Source organism: Pseudomonas sp. A-R-19 (assembly GCF_019956575.1).
GTDB lineage: Bacteria > Pseudomonadota > Gammaproteobacteria > Pseudomonadales > Pseudomonadaceae > Aquipseudomonas.
In genome coordinates, this window is sequence record NZ_JAHBDR010000073.1 from 24,305 (window position 1) to 45,249 (window position 20,945).

The window sequence follows — 20,945 nt, forward strand, 5'->3', positions numbered from 1 at the left end:
CGCCCCGCAACAAAGAGAAAATCCGGTGTTTCGGTCTAGACCACCTGCACATTCTGAGCATTGCTCGCCACCGCATGACAACCGCAGGCCAGGAGATGGCCTTGCAAAACGAGCTCAATGCCGTTCATACGCCGGCGCGGATGCCCTTCTACGAAGGCAAACTCGCCCAGATGCAGTGGACAGGTAGCTTTGTCGCCCAGCACTGCAGGAGTTTTTCCATTGAGGGTATGCGTGCCTTCGAGCTGGCAGGAAACCACCTTGCCGCCACTGCTGGTGGCATCGCCAAGGCAAATGGGATGGCTCATGTCCTGGGTACTCCGCCGTTAGGGGAGCCGAACTTGAAGGGATCGGCACCACGGTTCTCGCGGTTCTTTTCTTTTCGTGCATCGTCCGGCGGGCGGATCATTTGTACTGTCAGGCTGCCGTCCGGGCCGGCGTAGACCACCGCGCTGGCTCCGCCGTCCAGGTAGCTGGCGATGGTTGCCAGGTTGATTTCCACCAGGGCCCCACTAACCCCGGTATTGCCCAGACGCCGACCGATGTCGTAACCCTCGTCGACATTACCCAACTCGATGCCATGGCCGTCCGTGTTCAGGCCTTGCAAGGCGTTAGTCAGGGCGATTTCTGCGTCCCGGTTGTCGGTGGTGTCATAGAACACGCGGACCGGTTGCTGCCCTTTGGGTAACGTCTCCAGGGCTTGCAGCCAGCCTGCCTGCAGGGCCTTGGCCTGCAACGCCGGTTTTAGCCGCTGACCGTGTTCATCCTGCATCGAGACCTTGATCGGTCGGTGTAAAAAACCCAGCACCGGCGCGGCGTCGAACTCTTTGACCTGGTGCTGGGCCCAGCGGATGGGTAGCCAGGGGGAGGGTTCGAACTCTCCTGGCCCGCGGTTGCTGATGGTTTGCCAAAGGGCGGGGAGTTGGGATTGCCAGTAGGCGGTGGACATGGTGCCGGGAGCTAAGGGATCTTGAGCGCCTTTGGCACGCTCCGCCTCTTCGTACACATCTAGAAACTCACGGGATTGTTTCCAGTAAAACGCCCACAACTTACCCAAATCAGTGTCTTTGTTCTGGTTGTCCTCACGTTCGTGGGTGGCATAACGGCGAATGTACCGATCCACCCTATCCGAGCGAGTGACCAGCAGTCCGGTCATGCTTTCGTACACCGTGGGGACGACATGGCCGTTCTGCAAGCCAGGGGTACCAGCCACGCGTAAACCGTTTCGCGTGACGTCGCCGTCCTCGCTCACGATCAAGGCTTGGGGCACTTCGGGGTTGTCATCAAAGAACTGGAACAATCGCTCGATCATGCCTTGGGCATGGGTTGTATTTTCCGCGTCCTGCCATAAAAAGAGCGTGACGCCCAAGGTTGCGGCATTGCGACCGCCGAGGATATTACTCGCCGCCCCGGTATCTGAAGGTTGCTTGGGCGGTGCGATGGAAAACACCGGGATTGGCCAGTACGCTACTGACGCGCCTGCCGAATGCTTGAACGCCACACGGATTTTGATATCTCTGGAGTTTTCTCTGGATCGTAGTGATGCCTTGTAGTCCTTGGGATCTCGTGAGTAAATCGACACAAAGTTGTTCTTTTTTTTCTTGATGAATTGCCAGATCTCCGATTGGTGGTCCTGGTAGATCCCAAGCCCAGCCCCGCGGATTTCCAATGCGTAAGTCCGCACTTGCGTGGCTTGCTGCTCGGCGATTTGCGCCATGACGTTGGCTTTATAGGCGGCAAGTCCTGCCTTTTCACTGGCCACGGCCTTGCCCCACCAGTGGACGCTGAAAATCAGCAGCAAGGGGCCCAGGATGGCGGCGATTCCCCAGCGCAGTACCGGGTTGATCTTACGAAGCTCCACGTCAGGTAACCCGTACGTTCAAAGCATTGCTCGCCACCGCATGACAACCGCAGGCCAGGAGATGGCCTTGCAGTACGAGGGGAATGCCGTTCATACGCCGGCGCGGATGTCCTTCGACGAAGGCAAACTCGCCCACGTGCAGTGGGCAGGTAGCCCTGTCGCCCAGCACCGCCGGTGTTTTTCCTTTGAGGGTATGCGTGCCTTCGAGCTGGCAGGAGACGACGCTGCCGCCACTGCTGGTGGCATCGCCCAGGCAGATGGGATTGGTCATGGTTTTGCTCCCGGCATGCGAAACCTGAACGGGTCGGCACCGTGGGTTTGCTGGTTCTTCGTTTTACGGGCTTCGTCTGGCGGGCGAACCATTTGCACGGTGACGCTGCCGTCTTCGCCGGTGTACACCACCGCGCTGACACCACCTTCCTGATAGCTGGCAATTGTGGCGAGGTTGATTTCGACCAAAGCGCTACTGACGCCGGTGTTGCCCAGGCGCCGACCGATGTCGTAGCCCTCGTCGACATTGCCCAGTTCGAGGCCGGATCCATCGACATTGAGGCCGTGCAACGCAATGGTCAGGGCAATTTCGCCTGAGGTGTTGTCGGTGCTGTCGTAAAACACGCGTACCGGTTTTTCATCCTTGGGCAGGGTTTCCAGTGCCTTTAGCCAGCCTGCTTGTAGCGCCTTGGCCTGTAGCGCGGGTTTGAGTGGTTTGCCGTTGTCGTCATGCATCGGGATTTTGATCGGGCGGTGCAGGTAGCCCAGGACCGGGGCTTTATCGAACTCCTTGACTTGATGTTCGGCCCAGCGCACCGGTAGCCATGCGGAGGGTTCGAAATGGCCGGGGCCTCGGTTGCTCAGGGTTTGCCAGAGGGTGGGGAGTTGGGATTGCCAGTAGGTGGAGGACATGGTGCTGGGGGCATTTGGTTCTTCCACACCCCTTGCCCGCTCAGCATTTTCATACCAATCGATGAACGCAGCATCACGATTCCAGTAGTACGCCCACAACTTGCCCATGTCGGTATTTTTGTTCTGGTTGTCCTCTGAATCGTGGGTGGCAAAGGGGCGGATGTAACGGTCTACCCGATCCGAACGGGTGACGAGCAAGCCAGTCATGCTTTCGAATACAGTCGGGACCGCATGGACGTTTTGCAGGCCGGGGGTGCCGCGCTTTCGGTAAACGCTTTGGGACACATCGCCGTCCTTGCTAACGATCAATGCCTGTGGCACTTGTGGGTTGTCGTCAAAAAATACGAAAAGCCGTTCGATCATTGCTTGGGCATGAGCGGTGTTTTCGTCGCTTTGCCAGAGAAACTGTGTCACCCCCAAAGTGGCAGCATTTCGACCTGAGTTGATCAGACCAGCAGCTTTGTAGCCTTTTTCATAAGGATCTGGTGGTCCCAACGCAAACACCGGAATTGGCCAGTAGGCCACTGAGTCGCTGGCTGAATGCTTGAACGCAACGCGTATGTTGATTTTTTGGGTGATCTCTCGAGAACTCACTGAAGTGTCATAATCCTTGGGGTCTCGCGAATAGATCGAAGTGAAATTGTTGTTGGTCTTTTTGATTTCCCGCCAAATTGATGATTGATGCCAATTATCAACGGCAAGCCCCGTTCCCCGTATTTCCAGCGCATAAGTACGCTCCTGGGTAGCGATGTGCTCGGCTCTTTCGGCCATGACTTTTGATTTGTAGGCCGCGAGCTCTGCCTCTTCGTAGGCTACGGCCTTACCAAACCAGTGCCCGCTGTAGGTCAACACCAGCGCGCCAAAAATACTTGCTGCTCCCTTAAGCATCACGGCGCTCATATCCCCCAACTCCCTGTTTTCAGCCTGTGCGGTGTAGATGACGACGAGTAAAAAACCAAGCCCAATAGCTATCAGTACCCCCGCAGTCCAGAGATAGCCCTTCAGCTTCGGCCGCTGTGATTTGTCCTGCTGGCGATCCCTCATGCACCTTTTCCCTTCGAGCCGATTATTAGTGCTGGCGGCGTTAGCGAAACCAGCTCGTTTGAAGGAAACTTACCCTTGTCGTAATACTGATAACTGGCCTTTACCAACGCCCGCGCCTTTGCACTCAGTCGCGACCAACCCAGAAAACTGCTGACTACTTCAAATCGATTTTCATCCATCTTCCAATCCGCAATCGCCACCAACACCTCCCGCATCACCGGATCATCCAGACACTTGGCCTGCCCAATCGCAATGTCCATCGCCGTCACCCAGCGATGGTTCTGCGGGCTACGCAAAACTGCCGAGTGATAGCTGTTGTCAGTCCATTCCTTCTGATCAACTTGCATGCGCGCACGGATTTCGCTAGGGGTTTCCTCGCGGTAGATGCGGTAGTGGTCCTTACGATTGAGCATCGGATTGCCGGACACCGGTGTCTGGCGCAGGGCCCGAGTCTGGTCGTCCGGCTCTTTGCCGTGATTCCAGCGAACAAGCCCTTCGTCCAAGTCGAGTCGCTTGTCGCTGTTGGTCACATAAACCCATTTGAAAGAGGCACCGGGGTTGCCCAATGCAGCGTTTTGCGACACCGCATCCGGTCGATCCTTTCCTGCCTCATGGGTAGACCCCGTCACGGCTTCGCCGCCGAACATCTGCGGCGCATGGGGTGGATGCAGTTGTTCGGCATTGATGTTGCGCGTCTGGCCTTCACTGATCCCGGCTTGCGAGGCTATCGCGGCAACTGACCAGCCACCGGGATAGCGCGGCTCCCCCTCGGCGCGTGTGAAGTCTGGTTGAGCAGCCTTGCCCACGAGTACCGGCTCGCCGTCACGCAGGCGCTTGGTCCACAGGCGCTGGTAGAAACGCAAGGACTGCAACGCGGACATGGCCGGCTGACCATCGGGCAACTCGTCCGGCACGCCATAAGTACCCATGCCTTGCACATCATCCAGCGCCACGGTGGTGTCGTCCGGGCAGAAATACAGGTAGACCTTGCCGCGGTTGTCGCGCTCGGGAAACACCAGGGTTTTCCCGTCGGCACTCAAGCGCTGGCCTTGTTCGGGTGACCAGCGCGGCCCCGTGCGACCACCATAACCCGGCACGCCACAACTCATGGTGCTGAGGGGTGGTTGCTCATGAGGTGATTGGGTGGTGTGTTGCACGATGTCGATCAGGGTTTGCAGGGTTCGCAAGTTTTTCGGCGTCGCGTCCGGCAATACGGAATAGGGCGAAGCCACCATGATTGCGCAGTCGGCGCAGCGTTCTCCGCGATCTACCAGCATAGCTTGGGCGAGCAAGGTGATCAGCGTGCCCTGGCTGTGCCCCATGATGGTGATGGTTTCATCGGGGGAAACGCGACGGATCTCGCTGACCAGCATGGCCAGCCGGGTGGCCGCGAGCACGAAATAACGCCGGTTCGGTCCCTTGCCCATGTACAGGGAGTTGGGCATCGTGGGTTGTACCCAATGGCGCAGCCACTTGGCGAAACCCTCTTCGTACATCTCCAGCAGATTGTTGGTGGCATTCGAAAAGAAACCGCCGCCCTTGGCGAAGTGACGGTCCAGACGATTGTCGAACCGGTCCTGGAATTGATGCCGCAGCCTAGCCGGATCGCCATTTTTATCGCGTTTTATCTCTCCGGGTTCGGCTCTGTAGCCCCAATAAAACGGGATCATCAGGCTGCGGGTTTTGGGCGCCTCAGTGTCGCGCTGGTAGAGGTAAGTATCCGGATCGTCGAGTATTTGCCCCTCGTTATCCTTCCACGCCTTCCTGGGCGTACTGTTAGCCTCGTTGTACTTGGCCCCATACCGCCCCGCCTTCAAATCCGGCCGATCCAGCCGCTCGTTCACCCCCTGGCACAACCCGGTTTCCACCGACTCATAGGACGCGCCGGGGTCATTCACGCCGTGCAGGAAAATCACCACCCCCGGCAGGTCGGCGGGCACTTCCATTTTGCGCACGGTGTTGCAGTTGGGCATCAGGCGTGTGGTGAGTTGCGCCACGCAGTACGGATCTTCGCTGCTCATTGGCGGTCACCGTTCGGGCCTTTGTCACGTAACGCCGATGCATCGCCCAGGCAGAGGGGATTGGTCATGTCCTGGGTACTCCGCCGCTAGGGGAGCCGAACTTGAAGGGATCGGCACCCCGGTTCTCGCGGTTCTTTTCTTTGCGGGCCTCGTCCGGTGGGTGGATCATTTGCACCGTCAGGCTACCGTCCGGGCCGGCGTAGACCACCGCGCTGGCTCCGCCGTCCAGGTAGCTGGCGATGGTCGCCAGGTTGATTTCCACCAGCGCCCCACTAACCCCGGTATTGCCCAGACGCCGACCGATGTCGTAACCCTCGTCGACATTACCCAACGCGATGCCATGGCCGTCCGTGTTCAGGCCGTGCAAGGCATTGGTCAGGGCGATTTCAGCGTCCCGGTTGTCGGTGGTGTCATAGAACACGCGGACTGGTTGCTGACCTTTGGGTAACGTCTCCAGGGCTTGCAGCCAGCCAGCCTGCAGGGCCTTGGCCTGTAGTGCCGGTTTTAGCCGCCGGCCCTGTTCATCCTGCATTGAGACTTTGATTGGTCGGTGCAAGTAACCCAGCACCGGCGCGGCGTCGAACTCTTTGATCTGATGCTGGGCCCAGCGTATCGGTAGCCATGGGGAGGGTTCGAACTCTCCTGGCCCGCGGTTGTTGATGGTTTGCCAAAGGGCGGGGAGTTGCGATTGCCAGTAGGCGGTGGACATGGTGCCGGGGGCATCGGGGTTTGCAAAACCCTTGGCACGCTCCGCCTCTTCGTACACATCCCGAAACTCACGGGAATGCTTCCAGTAAAATGCCCACAGCTTGCCCAGGTCCGTGTTTTTGTTTTGGTTATCCTCAGGCTCGTGGGTGGCATAACGACGGATGTACCGATCCACCCGATCCGAGCGAGTGACCAGCAGCCCGGTCATGCTTTCGTACACCGTGGGGACGACATGGCCGTTCTGCAAGCCAGGGGTGCCAGGCTTGCGATAGACATCACGCGTCACGTCACCGTCCCGACTTGCGATCAGCGCTTGTGGAACTTGGGGGTTGTCGTCAAAAAACTGGAACAGCCGCTCGATCATGCCTTGCGCGTGTGAGGTGCTTTCATCGTCCTGCCAGAGGAACTGGGTTACCCCCAAGGTTGCCTTATTACGGCCTGAATTGATCAAACCGGCGGCTCGGTAGCCTTTCTCATAAGGGTCTGGAGGACCTAGCGCAAACACCGGGATTGGCCAGTACGCCACTGACCCGTTCGCTGAATGCTTGAACGCCACACGAATGTTGATGTTCCTGGTTATTTCCCGGGAGCTTAAAGAAGAATCATAATCCTCGGGGTCTCGAGAATAGATTGAAGCGAAGTTGTTGTTCTTTTTTTTAATTTCTCGCCATATCGACGATTGATGCCAATCATCCACTGCCATCCCCACCCCGCGGATTTCCAACGCATAAGTCCGTACTTGCATGGCTTGCTGCTCGTTGATTTGCGCCATGACGTTGGTTTTGTAGGCGGCAAGCCCCGCCTTTTCACTGGCCACGGCCTTGCCCCACCAATGAACGCTGAAAATCAGCAGCAAGGGCCCCAGGATGGCGGCGATCCCCCAGCGCAGTACCGGGTTGAGGTTACGAAGTTCCACGTTGTTTTCCTGTGCCTTGATGTGGGCCAGCCAGACGAAGCCGAGCCAAAGGACCAGCAGTACGCCGGCGATCCAGAGATAGGGTTTCAGTTTCGGTAACGTTCGGGGACGGTCTTGAGGATCGCTCACAAAGCACCTCCTTTTTTAGCGGCGCTGGCAAGCAGAGTGGGGGGTGTCAGCGAGACCAGATCGGAGGGCGGAAATTCTCCCTCCTGGTAATATTGATAACTGGCCTTCACTAATGCCCGAGCCTCAGCGCTTAGTCGCGACCAACCTGGCAACTCACTGGTTTTCCTGAATACCTCTTCATCCATCTTCCAATCCGCTATCGCCACCAACACCTCGCGCATGGCCGGTTCATCAAGGCAATGCGCCTGGCCAATGGCAATGTCCATCGCTGTCACCCAACGCTGGTTTTCCGGGCTGCGCAGGATCGCCGAGTGGTAGGAGTTGTTTCCCCAGGTCTTCTGGTCATGCTCCATGCGTGCCCGGGCCTCGCGTGGGGTTTCCTCGCGCTCGTGGCAGGAACTGCTACTGGAGCGGGCCGCGCCTTTTCGTACGGCGCGCGTGTGGTCTTCCGGGTCTTCGGACAAGCCGTTGAAACGGGCTAACGCCTCCCGCTGCGAGGTGTTCGGGGCGTCATACTCGGCGGGCATTTTTATCCACAAAAAGGTCGCGGCGTCTTTGCCAAGCGCGACGCTCTTGGCCACCTCATCGGGTTTGTCCAGACCTGCGGTGGTCGAACTGCCGGTTAGCGCTTCGCCACCGAACATCTGTGGCGCATGGGGCGGGTTCAGGGCCTCGGCATTGATCAGGCGTTCCTGCCCCTTGGCTATCGGCGCTTGCGAGGCCACTCCGGTGACAAAGGACGCGCCCGGGTAGCGGTGCTCGCCCGGCGCGCGGATGAACTCAGGTTGTGGCGGCTTGCCCACCAGCACTGGCTCGCCGTCACGATGGCGCTTGGTCCACAGCCGTTGATAAAAACCCATCGATTGCAGCGCCTTCATCGCCGGCCGACCATCCGGTGTTGCATCCGGCACACCGTAGGTGCCTATGCCTTGTACGTCGTCCAGGGCCACGGTGGTATCGTCCGGGCAAAAATACAGGTACACCTTGCCGCGATTGTCGCGCTCGGGGAAAACGCTGAGGTTGCCGATCTTGTTCAGGCGGGTCCCTTGCGTCGGTGACCATCGAGGGCCGCTGCGACCGCCATAGGTTTTGGCTTCCCTGAGCGCGGATAACGGTGGCTGGGTATGGGGCGTTTGCGTGACCGCCATGACGATACGGATCAACGTGGCGAGGGTGTCATGGTCTTTGGGGGTGACCTTGTGCAGCAAGCTGTAAGGCGAGTCCACGAGAATCAGGGTGTCGGCGCAGCGCTGCCCCTTGTCCATCAACAGGGCCTGCGCCAGTAACGCAATCAGGGTGCCTTGGCTATGGCCCATGAGGGTGATGGTTTCATCGGGGGATACCCGGCGAATTTCCCTGACCAGCATCGCCAGACGGTGAGCGGCCAACACAAAGTAATGCCGCAGCGGCGCATTGGCGAAGAGCAGGTAATTGTTCGGCTTGATCAATTCGACCATGCCGGTTTTCCGGTTGGCCTTGAAGCCTTCACCGTACATCTCTTCCAGGTTGTTGGTGGCATTGACAAAAAAACCACCGGCCTTGGCAAAGTGGCGATCCAGGCGATTGCCCTGGATATCCTGAAACTGGTTGCGCACCCTGAACGGATCACCGGCGTCATCGCGCTTGACGTGTTCCGGCGCGGCGCGATAACCCCAGTAGAACGGGATCATCAGGCTGCGGGTTTTGGGATCGTCCGTGTCGCGCTGATAAAGATAAGTGTCAGGGTCGTCGAGTATTTGTTCTTCTTTATCTGTCCACGTTTCCCGAGGCGTTTTTTCAGCCTTGTGGTACTTGCTCCCATACCGCCCCGCCTTGAGATCCGGCCGATCCAACCGCTCGTTCACCCCCTGGCACAACCCGATTTCCACCGACTCATAGGACGCGCCGGGGTCATTCACGCCGTGCAGGAAAATCACCACCCCCGGCAGGTCGGCAGGCACTTCCATTTTGCGCACGGTGTTGCAGTTGGGCATCAGGCGGGTGGTGAGTTGCGCCACGCAGTACGGATCTTCACTGCTCATTGGCTGTCACCGTTCGGGCCTTTGTCACGTAACGCCGACACTTGCGCCTGATGCATCTGCTCGCGCTCCACCCGCTCCGTCATTCCGCTTGAATCTGTCAGTCCTTGCACTGTGCCGCCATCCTCCAGTTTGATTTGGTAAGCATGTTCGACCGCCAATCGGGCGCTGTCGTCGCCGTGGCCGGGGTAGTGAATGGCCAGGCGTTGCGCGGCGGGGTCACGACCGAATGAGGGCACCGAGGCGCTGTCAGTCTTGGGCCCCACCCAGTCATGCTCGCCGGCATGCACAATGGCCTTGCCTTGCGTGCCGATCTCGACTCCGCCGCCGATCCTGATGTAGCTGCCGTCATCGGCCACCAGGCGAATGCTGGGGGCGGTGATGAGGATTTCGCCTTCGGCTGCCGAAAGGTGCAGGTTCTTTTGCGCGTTGAGCACCATGTCGTCGTCCTGGGCTTGCACCAGCACCTTGCCGCGATTGGCAATGGCGCTGATGCCTTCGTCCTGGGCGAAGGCGCTGATCCCTTTGCCGGCGTGCAGGCGCATGGCCGCGCCGCTGGTCAACTGCAGGTGATCCTGGGCGGTGGTGTCGTGATTCTCGCCGGCGTAGTGCACCTGTGAACGCGGCGTGGCGCTGGCAATGCCGGCCTCGGCCGCCAGCGCGAGCACCGGCTCACCCGAACTGTTGCTGGTCGGTTCGGGCCACTGACTCAACGACCGACGCAACGCCTCGATGCCCTGGGTGTCGACCTGTCGACTGCCTCGGGCAGCGGCGGTCTGGCCGAGGGACTGGAACAGTTCGCCGCACTCGGCCAACAGCTTGAGCAGTTCTTCACGGTCCAGCTGTGAGCCCTGCGCCTCGTGGCGAGCGTAGGTGGTCAACAACATCCCTTGAGCCGCCCGCAGGGCGATCGCGGCATCGCTGCGCAGTTCGGCGCCCTGGCCGCGCGCCTGGGCCTGCCCATCGGTTCGCGGCGTGACGAGTTTGCCCAGATTCAGCGCGGTGGCCTGATGACTCGTGCCCAGTCGGGCACGCAGCGCGCCGGGCGTATCGTCGAAGAGCAGTTCGTTGAAGCCCTTGCCCTGATGTTCCCGGGTCCGGATCCCCGCTAACGTTCGATTGCCCGGTAGCCCCGTGGCATTGCTGAAGTGCGGGGGGAAATGGTCGGCGTTGTAGAGCACCGACGTCACCAGGGGGCGGTCGATATCGCCGCCGAGGAACGTGACCAGCACTTCCTGACCGATGCGCGGCAAAAACTGATGACCGAAGCCGTCGCCGCCACTGGGCATGGCGACCCTTAGCCAGGTCGTGCATTGGGCAGGATCCTGCTCCCGTTGCCAATGGAAGCGCACTTGCACGCGCGCCAGCTCGTCGGTGAAAACCTCTTCGCCTTCCGGGCCCACCACAATGGCGGTGAGCGGCCCGGAAATCGTCGGCCGGGGCGTCATGATCGGTGGGCGATAGGCGATCTTGTGACGGATGCACACGAAGTTGTTGTCGTAGCTCGCCGGTTGATCGGTCAGATAGTTGTTGCCACCCCGGTGCTCCACCTTGAGTAAGAGGAATTGGCGATCATCCACGGGGTCACCATCGTGATCGAAGTGCTGAGTCAGTTCGAAGGTGTAACCCGGCAGCATGGCGCGGCAGTTGCTGGCGCCCTCAAATGTCTTGCCCTGTACCTCCAGGGCTTCGAGTCGATGACGCACCAGCGCTTCGCCATCTGCGGGCATCCCGTGGCTGTAATGACCGGGAAAGTCGTAGATTTCGTAGGTTGGAACATCACCTTGGATATTGACACTGGGCATGCTGACCGGCAGCGGATTGCGCGGTTGCTGGTAGTCGAAGGTCTGGATAGCCATCTTGCCGGACTGCAAAACCCGATGACTGCTCCAACGGGTGATCGAGTCGGCGGTCTCGGTGACCGAGGCACTGTGGTAACGAATCCGCGGTTGCCGGGCTAACGGTTCGAGGCTGCGGGAATGGTCGGTGATGATCAGGCGGTGTTCTTCCTTCGAATGATCGAAGTAGAAAAACAGACCCTCACGTTCCAGCAGGCGCAAGACGAAGTCCAGATCGCTCTCGCGGTATTGCGTGATGTAGCTGTGCGACTTGAGCGACTGCTCCAGACGGAACTCGAATCTGGGCAGTACGCCATAGTTGGCGAACACCGTGCGCAGAATGTCCTCGAGGGTTTGCTCCTGAAAGATCCGCGAGTCGAAGCGTCGCGACAGCATCCACAGCCAGGGGCTCAAGGTGGCCGAATAGTAAGCCAGGCTGCCGTCACTTTTCTGCAGGCTGAATCGACTGATGTAACCGTGGATGTAACGTGCCTCGCCGGTCGACAGTTCAATGTCGAGCAGCGCGGGTTGCCCCATCAATGACTTGAGTTCCAGTCGTGCGTCCTGGCTGATCAGCGCCAACTCGAAACTGAATAAGGTCGACATCCCTTCAGAGCCGGAAAAGCGTTCGAGCAGCAATTCTTGCGGGTTTTCAATCGGGGAGGTGAATGTGATCAACCGCCGGTTCTGCGGCGAAAAAATCTTTGTCAGTTCCATTAACAAGCTTCCTGCGGCATCAGCAATCCGTGTTTGCCTCAGGAAATACGCGTCCATGCCCCTGGACAAACCCAAAGGCGGGAATTAAGACGCTTATGAAATAACTTGTATGTAGGGCGATTCCTTTTTTGGATTAAGAATTGTCCGCGAATCGGGAAGTCTGGCCCTGACTCAGGGGCCAACCTGTTTCAGGACCAGACAAGTGCACGCCATCAACTTCCGGCTTGCTTGTTCAACGCCGCCTCCGCCGCCGCAATTTCAGCCTGGCGCTTGACGATCATGTCGCCCACCGGTGGCCCCTGGAACCGTCGCGCTTCAAAACCGAACCAGACGATGGCGGTCAGCACCAGGAAGCCGATGGTGATGTACAGCGCCCAATCGTTCGGTGGCTGGATGCCGATCACGAAGATGATGATCATCGACAGGACCGAGAGTATCGCGAACACCGAGTACCAGAATCGCCCCATGTTCCACGGCCCCATGGTCGGCCACTTCGACGTCCCGTAGGTGAACAGGCCGAGCACGATGGGGATGGCGAAGGAGAAGAACAGGAAGATCACCGTGCAGGACACCACGATCGTGTAGACCGGCGTTGCCCCGACCGAGATCACCGACGAGCCCCAGTCGAACAGGACGGCCAGGGTGGCACCGGTCCAGATCGCCGCCACCGGGCTGCGAAAGGTCGGCGACACCGAGGCCAGGGCTTTGGAGCAGGGCAGGCCACCGTCCCGGGAGAAGGCGAAGATCATCCGCGAAACCGAGGTGACCGTGGCCAGCCCGCAGAGCACCTGCGAGATGAAAATCGCCACGTAGAGCACCAGTTTCAAGGTCGGGTTGACCTGGGTGTTCATGGCCCAGAAAAACACGTTCCAGCCTTGTTTGGCCGCCTCGTCCATGTTCGGCAACATCAGCACGAACGCGCTGAGCATCAGCCAGCCGAACAGCAGCGACCAGACCACCGACATGACCATGCCGCGCGGCACCGACATGGCCGCGTTGCGGGTTTCCTCGGAGGTGTGCGCAGAAGCGTCATAGCCGGTGATGGTGTAGATCGGCAACAGCAGGCCGAGCATGAAGATCCAGCCGTTGGAGACCTGCGGCCAGACGCCGCCACCCGCCTCGCCGGAGTAGTTGCCGAAGGTCCACAACCGCGCAAACTCATAGCTCGGTGCCGACATCAGGCAGACGATGGTCAGCGCCAGCGCCGTGGCGAAGATCAGGTAACCGGAGAAGTCGGTGAGCTTGGCGGTCAGGCCAATGCCCAAGTGGTTGCACAAGGCCTGCACGCCGGTGAGGATCGCCAGGAAAATCACCCGGACCGTGGTCGTGTCCTCCATGCCCAGCGCCGGTCCGAAGGCGCCGAAAAAGAAGTAGTAGGTGCCGACGTTGATCGCACCCAGCACCGTGACCAGCCCCAGCAGGTTGAACCACGCGGTCAGCCAGCCCGTGAAGCGGTTACCCAGGATCGAACCCCAGTGGTACAGGCCGCCAGCGGTGGGGTAGGCCGAGGAGATCTGCGCCATGGCCATGGCGAACACCCCGGAGATCAGGCAGCCGATCGGCCAGCCGATCCCGATGGAGATGCCACCCGCGCCCGAGGTGCCCTGGGCCAGCGAGTTGATGCCACCGGAGAGGATGCAGATGATCGAAAAGGAAATGGCGAAGTTGGAGAAAACTCCCATGCGTCGTGAGAGTTGCTGGGCATAGCCCATGCTATGCAGCACCTTGACGTCATCGTCGTGCGTTTCGGTGCCCGGCTGGCTTGCTGGGTTCATCATGTGTGCCCCTTCAGGTTTTGGACAGGCCGAACTGAGCCGCCGTAGGCTCGACCTGGGTTTTCTGTGGGGGCGAGCCTGCTCGCGATGGACTTGACGATGATGCGGGGTGTCAGGTTGCCCGAGTCATCGTTGACGTCCATCGCGAGGAGGCTCGCTCCTACAGACGGCCGTGAAACGCCGCATCGAAAATCTTTGCCACGCCGTCCCGGGTCAGGGGCAGCGGGTTGCCGCCGGCGGAGGGGTCGACGACCGCCATGTCTGTCACCAGGTCGGCCTGTTTATCGTCCACCCCCAATTCAAACAGGGTGTGCGGCACGGCGATGTCCTTGCGCAGCTTGAGGACGAAGGCCAGGAAACTGTCGAAGCCGGGTGAGGGCAGGCGCAGGTACGCTGCCAGGCGAGTGATGCGCTCCTCGATGGCCGAACGGTTGAACTGCAGGACGTAGGGCATCAGGGTGGCATTGGTCATGCCGTGATGGGTGTCGTACAGCGCGCCAATCGGATGGGCGAGGGCATGCATCCCGCCCAGGCCTTTCTGGAATGCCGTGGCGCCCATCGCCGCCGCCGCGAGCATTTGCGCGCGCGCCTCGAGGTCCGACGGCGTGTGCACCGCCTTCACCAGTGAGTTGGCGACCAGGCGCATGCCTTCCACGGCAATGCCGTCTGCCAGGGGGTGAAAGCCGGGGGCGCAGTACGCTTCCAGGCAATGCGATAACGCGTCCATGCCGGTGCCGGCGGTGATTTTGGCCGGCATGCCGACGGTGAGGGCCGGGTCGCTGATCACCACGCGCGGCATCATTTTCGGGTGGAAGATGATGCGTTTGGTGTGGGTGCGCTCGTCGATGATCACCGCTGCGCGACCGACTTCGGAGCCGGTTCCCGCCGTGGTCGGCACGGCAATGACCGGGGCGATGCGGCTGTCGTCGGCACGGGTCCAGTAGTCGCCGATGTCCTCGAAGTCCCAGACCGGGCGGGTCTGGCCGCTCATGAAGGCAATCAGCTTGCCCATGTCCAGGCCACTGCCACCGCCGAAAGCGATCACGCCATCGTGCTGGCCGGCGCGCCAGGCATCGAGCCCGCCGGCCAGGTTGGCTTCCACCGGATTGGGCTTGAGGTCACAGAACAGCGCCACGCCAAGACCGGCGGCGCGCAATGCTTCCAGCGCCGCCGTGGTGATCGGCGCGCGCGCCAGGCCGCTGTCGGTCACCAGCAAGGGGCGCTGGATACCCTGGCTGCGACAGGCGTCGGCCAGCTCGGCGATGCGCCCGACACCGAACCGAACGCTCGTGGGGTAGTTCCAGTTTCCTGTCAGGTTCATGGTCTACACCTCGTGACGCAGATGAAAGGATTTGGCCCGGGTCAGATGCTCGTAACCCAGTGGCGACAGAGTGACGCCGCGCCCACTGTTCTTCACGCCGGTCCAGGCCAGTGCCGGGTCCAGATAATCGCAGCGGTTCATGAACACGGTGCCGGTGGCGATCTCGTTGCCCAGGCGTTCGGCCGCTGCGAGGTCCTGGGTCCAGATGGACGCGCTGAGCCCAAACTCACTGTCGTTCATCAAGGCGATGGCTTCTTCATCACTGGCCACCGGCATGATGCCGACCACCGGGCCAAAGCTTTCGTCGCGCATGACCGACATCTGATGGTTCACGTCCACCAGCACTTGCGGTGCCAGGTAGGCGCTGCCCGGAACGTCGGTGGGAAAGGACTGTGGATCGATCAGCGCCGTCGCGCCCTGGGCCAGTGCTTCGGCGATCTGGCCACGCACGAAGAAGGCGGCGCCCGGTGTGACCAACGGACCGAGGGTGGTGGCTTCGTCCAGCGGGTTGCCCAGCACGTACTGGCGGGTCAGTTCGGCGAAGCGCTCGACAAACTCCGGGAAGATTTTCTGGTCGACGTAGATGCGTTCCACGGCGCAGCAACTCTGCCCGGAATTGAAGAAGCTGCCGTCCACCAGATTTTCCACTGCATATTCAAGGTTGGCGTCTGCCCGCACATAGGCCGGGTCTTTTCCGCCGAGCTCCAGGCCCATACCGAGAAATTGGCCGCTGGCGGCGCTTTCGATGACTTTGCCAGCCTCCACGGAACCGGTGAAGTTCACTTGCTGCACGCGCCCGCCAGCAATGATCGCCCCGGTCGATACATGGTTGAGCAGCAGATTCTGGAACAGCCCCTCGGGCAGTTTTGCGCGACGCATGGCCTCGGCGAAACGCTCACCTACCAGCAGGGTTTGCGACGCGTGCTTGAGGATCACGCTGTTGCCGGCCATCAGCGCCGGGATAATCGTGTTCACCGCCGTCAGATAAGGGTAATTCCACGGGGCAACCACCAGCACCGTGCCCAGCGGCTCGCGTTTGATATAGCGCCGGAAACCCGCCACAGGCACCGGCTCTACGGCGGCCAGGGCTTGTGGTGCGATCGCGATCATGTGCCGGGCGCGTTCGGCAAAACCGCGCAGTTCGGCGGCGCCAAAACGCACCGGTCGCCCCATCTGCCAGGCCAGCTCCGGGACGATGTCGGCCTGCATCGACAGCATCGCCTCCACTGCGGCGCTGCAAAATGCCGCGCGTTCGCTCAACGGGCGGCGTTGCCATGCCGCCTGTGCGCTGGCAGCGGCTGTCAGCGCCCGCTCGACCTGCGCCGCATCGGCCACCTCGCGTTCGGCGTAGACCCGGCCATCGACCGGGGAGATGAGCTGAATCTTCTCTTTCATGGCTATCTCAATAGCGCTCGAAACCGCGCTGTAATTCCCAGTCGGTGATTCGCCGGTCGTACTCTTTCTGCTCCCACTCGGCGGTGTGCACGTAATGCTCGACGACCTCATCGCCGAACGCTTCGCGCAACATGCTGGAGGCCTTGAGGGCGGCGCTCGCCTCGCGCAGTGTCTTGGACACTTCCGGCAGATGCTCATCGAGGTAGGCGTCGCCTTCGAACGGCGGCGCCAGATCGAGCTTCTCGTCGATACCCGCCAGGCCCGCGGCGATCAACGCAGCGAAGGCCAGATAGGGGTTGAGGTCGGCGCCGCCGATGCGGCATTCGATGCGGATCGATTTGCTGCCTTCGGCACACAAGCGAAAGCCGGCGGTGCGATTGTCGCGGCTCCAGACCGCCCGCGTCGGCGCAAAAGTGCCAGCCTGGAAGCGCTTGTAGGAGTTGATATAGGGCGCGAGAAAACAGGTGATGTCGTTGGCGTACTTGAGCTGCCCGGCGACCCAGGCCCGCATCAGTTTCGACATGCCGAACTCGGCTTTCGCGTCGTAGAACAGCGGCTTCTTGGCGTTCTTGTCCCACAGCGAATTATGGATATGACTGCTGGAACCGGCGGCGTCGTAGCGCCACTTGGCCATGAAGGTGATCGCCTTGCCCTGCAACTGCGCGATCTCCTTGCAGGCGTGCTTGATGATGACGTGGTGGTCGGCCATGGTCATGGCATCGGCGTAGCGGATGTTGATTTCTTCCTGGCCCGGGCCCCACTCACCCTTGGAGTTTTCCACGGGAATGCCCGAGGCCTGCAAATGCTTGCGAATCGCCCGCAGCACCGGCTCTTCGCGGGTGGTCTGGAGGATGTTGTAGTCCTCGATGTAATGGCCGGCGGTTTTCGGTTTGTGATAGTTGCGCTTGTGGATCGCCTCGTAAGTCTCATCGAACAGATAGAACTCGAGCTCCGAGGCAAACATGCCGGTATAGCCGCGCTCACGCAGGCGCTCGACCTGTTTTTTCAGAATCGCCCTTGGGCTGTGGGGCAGGTCCTGGCGATGGTGGTGATCGAGTACATCGCACAGCACCAGGGCCGTGCATTCAAGCCAGGGCACGCGCCGCAGGGTGGACATGTCCGGCTTGAGCACAAAATCGCCGTAGCCCTTGCTCCAACTGGCCGCGGCGTAACCCGGCACCGGCTCCATGTCGATGTCGTCGGCCAGCAGGTAGTTGCAGCAGTGGGTTTCTTCGTGGCCGCTGTCGATGAAAAACTCGACCTGGAAGCGCTTGCCGACCAACCGACCCTGCATGTCGACCATGCAGACCAGTACGGTATCGATTTCGCCGGCGGCAGCGGCGCGCTTGAGTGCATCAAAGCTGAGGAGGGGCTCTGTCATCACGTCGATCCTGCGTGAAAGGTTTGGGCCAGTCTGAGATCGCTGTTGCAGACGCTCTCCAGAAACACCCAAAACCTGCAGAACCGAGCATCATGAGCAACGAGTTGCTCAAAGCTTAGCCTACTGTTGCAATGTGTGAATTTTGCCAGGTGAATGCCAACGCACGACCTGGTCCCTGTAGGAGCGAGCTTGCTCGCGATGAACGCAAGAGCACCGCGTTAAGCCAGTCATCACGCGTAATCGTTAGCGACCATCGCGAGCAAGCTCGCTCCTACAGGGTCGCCTTCACTCCGGCAAGCCTGCCAGTCGTAGTCCATCGACGAAGCGGGCGAAATCCTCGGGCCGTTGAATCGGCAGCCAGTCCTTGAGGTTGCACAGGCGCAAGGAGGGATCGATTTTTTGCAGACGCTGCATCGCCAGATTCGCTTTATCCATGCGATCGCCGAGCGCATGACTGGCCGCCACCAGTGCCGCCGCGATCAGCAGGCTGGGCAGGTTGCCCAGGGCCTTTTCCGCCCAATCCGCAGCGGCATCGAAGTGTCCGGCGAAGAAATGCGCGAGCGCCATCCCGACCTGCATCCTGAACATTTCCGGGTCCAGCGGACTCAAGCGAACGGCATGGTTCAAATGCTCGATGGCGGCGTCTGTTTCACCGTGCAGCGCCCGCAGGATACCGCCCAGAAACCAGGCGGGGGCGAGGTTGGGATTGAGCAGGCGCGCCCTGTCGAGCAGGGCAATGCCGCCGTCGACTTCGCCAGCGAGATGAGCCAGCGCATGTCCGCCGCGGGTCAACGCGACGGCATCATCGCGGCCGAGGGTCACGGCCAGGCGCGCCAGCCGTATGCCCTCGGCGATTTCCGCAGGCCGATCGGTCATCCAGTCATTGAGCTTGCGCCAGAAATGACACCAGGCGGCCATGCCATAGGCCGAGGCAAATTCCGCATCGAGTTCGATGGCCTGGTAGAACATCGGCAGCGCCTGCTCGATAGCTTCCCGGCTGCCGCTGTGCAGCTTTGCCATGGCGCGCAGGTAATAGTCGTAGGCGTCCAGGCTTTCCGTCGGCTTGCGCTTGGCGCGTTCGATTTCTGCCCGTTCCAATTGCGGCGCGATGGCACCGACGACGCTTTGTGTGACTTGGTCCTGCAGCTCGAAGATATCGTCGAGCAAGCCTTCGAAGCGCTCCGCCCAGAGGTGCGTCCCGCTCGTTGCGTCGATCAGTTGCCCGGTAATGCGCACCTTGTTCCCGCACTTGCGCACGCTGCCTTCGAGAACGTAGCGAACGCCCAGCGCCTGGCCAACCCCCTGGGCGTCCACCGCCTGGCCCTTGTAGGTGAAGCTCGAATTGCGCGCGATGACAAACAGCCAGCGGATACGCGACAGGGCGGCGATGATGTCCTCCACGACGCCATCGGCGAAGTATTCCTGCTCCGGGTCGCCGCTCAGGTTCTGGAAGGGCAGGACGGTGATCGAGGGTTTATCCGGGAGAGCAAGGGTAGAGGAGGGGATTTGCTTCGGGGCGGCGGTCGAGCCCTCATCGATGTCAGGCTGTTGCGCTTGCCCGGTCATCTCGTCGTTGAGCCGGCCAACGAAGCGGTAGCCCTTGCGGGCGACGGTGCGTACCAGGCGCTGCTCCTCACCGGTGTCACCAATGGCCTTGCGCACCGCATTGATGTGGCTGGTGATCGTCGATTCCGAAACGATCCGGCCACCCCATACTGCCTTCAGCAATTCGTCCTTGCTGACGACGCGCTCGGGATTGTTGACGAACAGCAGCAACAGGTCGAAGACCTGCGGTCCGACGGCCACGACCTGCCCGCGCAGGGTCAGCTCCCGGCGCTCCTGATCGAGTACGTAGTCTTCAAACGCGAATGGCAAGTTGAGCATCCCCTGGCGAAGCGCCCTCAACTCCGTGTCCCAGGCGGCTGGCGGTTGGTAACTGGGGAAGATGATACGGCAGCTCGACACCCGCTGCACCGTCTGCGGCAAGGGCGGCTGGAGGAACCTCAGTAGCCTTGGACATAAATCCAAGCGCTCGCCAAGGCAAACCCAAGCCCGGCGCAAGGACTTGCCCGGTGCGCGCAGGCAATCTCTCTACACCGACGCAATGGTTGCAGTCGACAAGTGGAGAAAAGTCATGAAGATCGTCGTCATCGGAGGCTCCGGCCTCATCGGATCGAAACTTGTGAACACCCTTCGCGAGCGCGGCCATGACGCACTCGCTGCCAGCCCCAGCACCGGCGTGAACAGCATCACCCGCGTAGGCCTGGCCGAAGCGATGGATGGCGCTGATGTGGTGGTCGACGTGGCGAACGCGCCGTCGTGGGAGGACCAGGCCGTTCTCGATTTCTTCGAAACCTCGAGCCGTAACCTGCTGGCCGCCGAAGCCGCTGCCGGGGTTCGTCACCATGTTGCCCTGTCGATTGTCGGCAGCGAACGGCTTCCCGATACCGGCTATTTCCGCGCCAAGGTCGCGCAGGAAGCCCTTATCAAGGCATCCGGCATGCCTTACAGCATTGTGCGTGCCACGCAGTTCTCCGAGTTTGCCGGCGGCATTGTCCAGTCTTTCGCCGTTGGCGAGGAAATTCGTGCTTCGCCGGCGCTGATCCAGCCGATCGCGTCCGACGACGTAGTAGCGGCGCTGGCCGATGTCGTGCTGGCAGCACCGGTCAATGGCACGGTTGAAGTCGGCGGCCCGGAAACCATGCCGATCGACGAACTGGCCAGGCGCTATCTGCGAGCGACCCAGGACAACCGCAAGGTCGTGCCGGACGTGCATGCGCGCTACTTCGGCGCGGTGCTCAACGACCAATCGCTGGTTACCGGCAAGAACGCACGCCTGGGCGCGATCCGCTTCGACGACTGGCTGGCCCGGTCGACAGCACAGTAACGCAGCGCACCCGCACATTTTCCTACCCATCCAG

General features: G+C 60.7%; 14 protein-coding genes. 1 reads left to right on the forward strand and 13 read right to left on the reverse strand.

What is annotated here, in order from left to right:
• Nucleotides 1-35 precede the first annotated feature (35 nt).
• The 13 genes from KGA88_RS21430 to KGA88_RS21490 form a co-directional block, all read right to left on the reverse strand.
• Nucleotides 36-305 carry a PAAR domain-containing protein gene (locus tag KGA88_RS21430; protein ID WP_223594157.1) on the reverse strand — a complete coding sequence of 90 codons (270 nt, stop codon included), beginning with the start codon at nt 303-305 and terminating at the stop codon, nt 36-38.
• Nucleotides 302-1,858, reverse strand: a complete 1,557-nt coding sequence (locus tag KGA88_RS21435; RefSeq protein WP_223594158.1) for a DUF2875 family protein — start codon at nt 1,856-1,858, stop codon at nt 302-304. The genes KGA88_RS21430 and KGA88_RS21435 overlap by 4 nt, the downstream gene beginning before the upstream one ends.
• Nucleotide 1,859: 1 nt before the next feature.
• Nucleotides 1,860-2,129, reverse strand: coding sequence for a PAAR domain-containing protein (locus tag KGA88_RS21440; protein WP_223594159.1), 270 nt, complete (start codon nt 2,127-2,129; stop codon nt 1,860-1,862).
• Nucleotides 2,126-3,805, reverse strand: a complete 1,680-nt coding sequence (locus tag KGA88_RS21445; protein ID WP_223594160.1) for a DUF2875 family protein — start codon at nt 3,803-3,805, stop codon at nt 2,126-2,128. Before KGA88_RS21445 ends, KGA88_RS21440 begins: the two co-directional genes overlap by 4 nt.
• Nucleotides 3,802-5,826: a DUF3274 domain-containing protein gene (locus KGA88_RS21450; protein ID WP_223594161.1), complete on the reverse strand. Its 2,025-nt coding sequence runs from the start codon at nt 5,824-5,826 to the stop codon at nt 3,802-3,804. The genes KGA88_RS21445 and KGA88_RS21450 overlap by 4 nt, the downstream gene beginning before the upstream one ends.
• Nucleotides 5,827-5,890: 64 nt before the next feature.
• Nucleotides 5,891-7,579: a DUF2875 family protein gene (locus KGA88_RS21455; RefSeq protein WP_223594162.1), complete on the reverse strand. Its 1,689-nt coding sequence runs from the start codon at nt 7,577-7,579 to the stop codon at nt 5,891-5,893.
• Complete coding sequence (locus KGA88_RS21460) at nt 7,576-9,600, reverse strand: DUF3274 domain-containing protein (RefSeq protein WP_223594164.1); 2,025 nt, start codon at nt 9,598-9,600, stop codon at nt 7,576-7,578. The genes KGA88_RS21455 and KGA88_RS21460 overlap by 4 nt, the downstream gene beginning before the upstream one ends.
• Nucleotides 9,597-12,152 (reverse strand): type VI secretion system Vgr family protein, encoded by a 2,556-nt coding sequence (locus KGA88_RS21465; RefSeq protein ID WP_411740862.1) that lies wholly within the window; start codon nt 12,150-12,152, stop codon nt 9,597-9,599. Before KGA88_RS21465 ends, KGA88_RS21460 begins: the two co-directional genes overlap by 4 nt.
• Before the next feature lie 212 nt (nt 12,153-12,364).
• Nucleotides 12,365-13,927 (reverse strand): amino acid permease, encoded by a 1,563-nt coding sequence (locus tag KGA88_RS21470; RefSeq protein ID WP_110659321.1) that lies wholly within the window; start codon nt 13,925-13,927, stop codon nt 12,365-12,367.
• Nucleotides 13,928-14,087: 160 nt separating this feature from the next.
• On the reverse strand, nt 14,088-15,248 hold the full coding sequence (locus tag KGA88_RS21475; RefSeq protein ID WP_223594166.1) for an iron-containing alcohol dehydrogenase: 1,161 nt from the start codon (nt 15,246-15,248) through the stop codon (nt 14,088-14,090).
• 3 nt (nt 15,249-15,251) lie between these two features.
• Nucleotides 15,252-16,643 (reverse strand): aldehyde dehydrogenase family protein, encoded by a 1,392-nt coding sequence (locus KGA88_RS21480; protein ID WP_223594167.1) that lies wholly within the window; start codon nt 16,641-16,643, stop codon nt 15,252-15,254.
• Between the two features lie 7 nt (nt 16,644-16,650).
• Nucleotides 16,651-18,024, reverse strand: a complete 1,374-nt coding sequence (locus KGA88_RS21485) for a glutamine synthetase family protein (RefSeq protein WP_223594168.1) — start codon at nt 18,022-18,024, stop codon at nt 16,651-16,653.
• 285 nt (nt 18,025-18,309) lie between these two features.
• On the reverse strand, nt 18,310-19,899 hold the full coding sequence (locus KGA88_RS21490) for a winged helix-turn-helix domain-containing tetratricopeptide repeat protein (RefSeq protein WP_223594169.1): 1,590 nt from the start codon (nt 19,897-19,899) through the stop codon (nt 18,310-18,312).
• Nucleotides 19,900-20,158: 259 nt separating this feature from the next.
• Between KGA88_RS21490 and KGA88_RS21495 the strand changes: the two genes are divergently transcribed.
• Nucleotides 20,159-20,911, forward strand: a complete 753-nt coding sequence (locus tag KGA88_RS21495) for an SDR family oxidoreductase (protein WP_223594171.1) — start codon at nt 20,159-20,161, stop codon at nt 20,909-20,911.
• Nucleotides 20,912-20,945: the final 34 nt, after the last annotated feature.

Coding starts and splice junctions, on each gene's coding strand:
- KGA88_RS21430 (WP_223594157.1), bottom strand. CDS start 305: ATGAGCCATCCCATTTGCCTTGGCGATGCCACCAGCAGTGGCGGCAAG.
- KGA88_RS21440 (WP_223594159.1), bottom strand. CDS start 2,129: ATGACCAATCCCATCTGCCTGGGCGATGCCACCAGCAGTGGCGGCAGC.
- KGA88_RS21445 (WP_223594160.1), bottom strand. CDS start 3,805: ATGAGGGATCGCCAGCAGGACAAATCACAGCGGCCGAAGCTGAAGGGC.
- KGA88_RS21450 (WP_223594161.1), bottom strand. CDS start 5,826: ATGAGCAGCGAAGATCCGTACTGCGTGGCGCAACTCACCACACGCCTG.
- KGA88_RS21460 (WP_223594164.1), bottom strand. CDS start 9,600: ATGAGCAGTGAAGATCCGTACTGCGTGGCGCAACTCACCACCCGCCTG.
- KGA88_RS21465 (WP_411740862.1), bottom strand. CDS start 12,152: ATGGAACTGACAAAGATTTTTTCGCCGCAGAACCGGCGGTTGATCACA.
- KGA88_RS21470 (WP_110659321.1), bottom strand. CDS start 13,927: ATGAACCCAGCAAGCCAGCCGGGCACCGAAACGCACGACGATGACGTC.
- KGA88_RS21475 (WP_223594166.1), bottom strand. CDS start 15,248: ATGAACCTGACAGGAAACTGGAACTACCCCACGAGCGTTCGGTTCGGT.
- KGA88_RS21480 (WP_223594167.1), bottom strand. CDS start 16,643: ATGAAAGAGAAGATTCAGCTCATCTCCCCGGTCGATGGCCGGGTCTAC.
- KGA88_RS21485 (WP_223594168.1), bottom strand. CDS start 18,024: ATGACAGAGCCCCTCCTCAGCTTTGATGCACTCAAGCGCGCCGCTGCC.
- KGA88_RS21495 (WP_223594171.1), top strand. CDS start 20,159: ATGAAGATCGTCGTCATCGGAGGCTCCGGCCTCATCGGATCGAAACTT.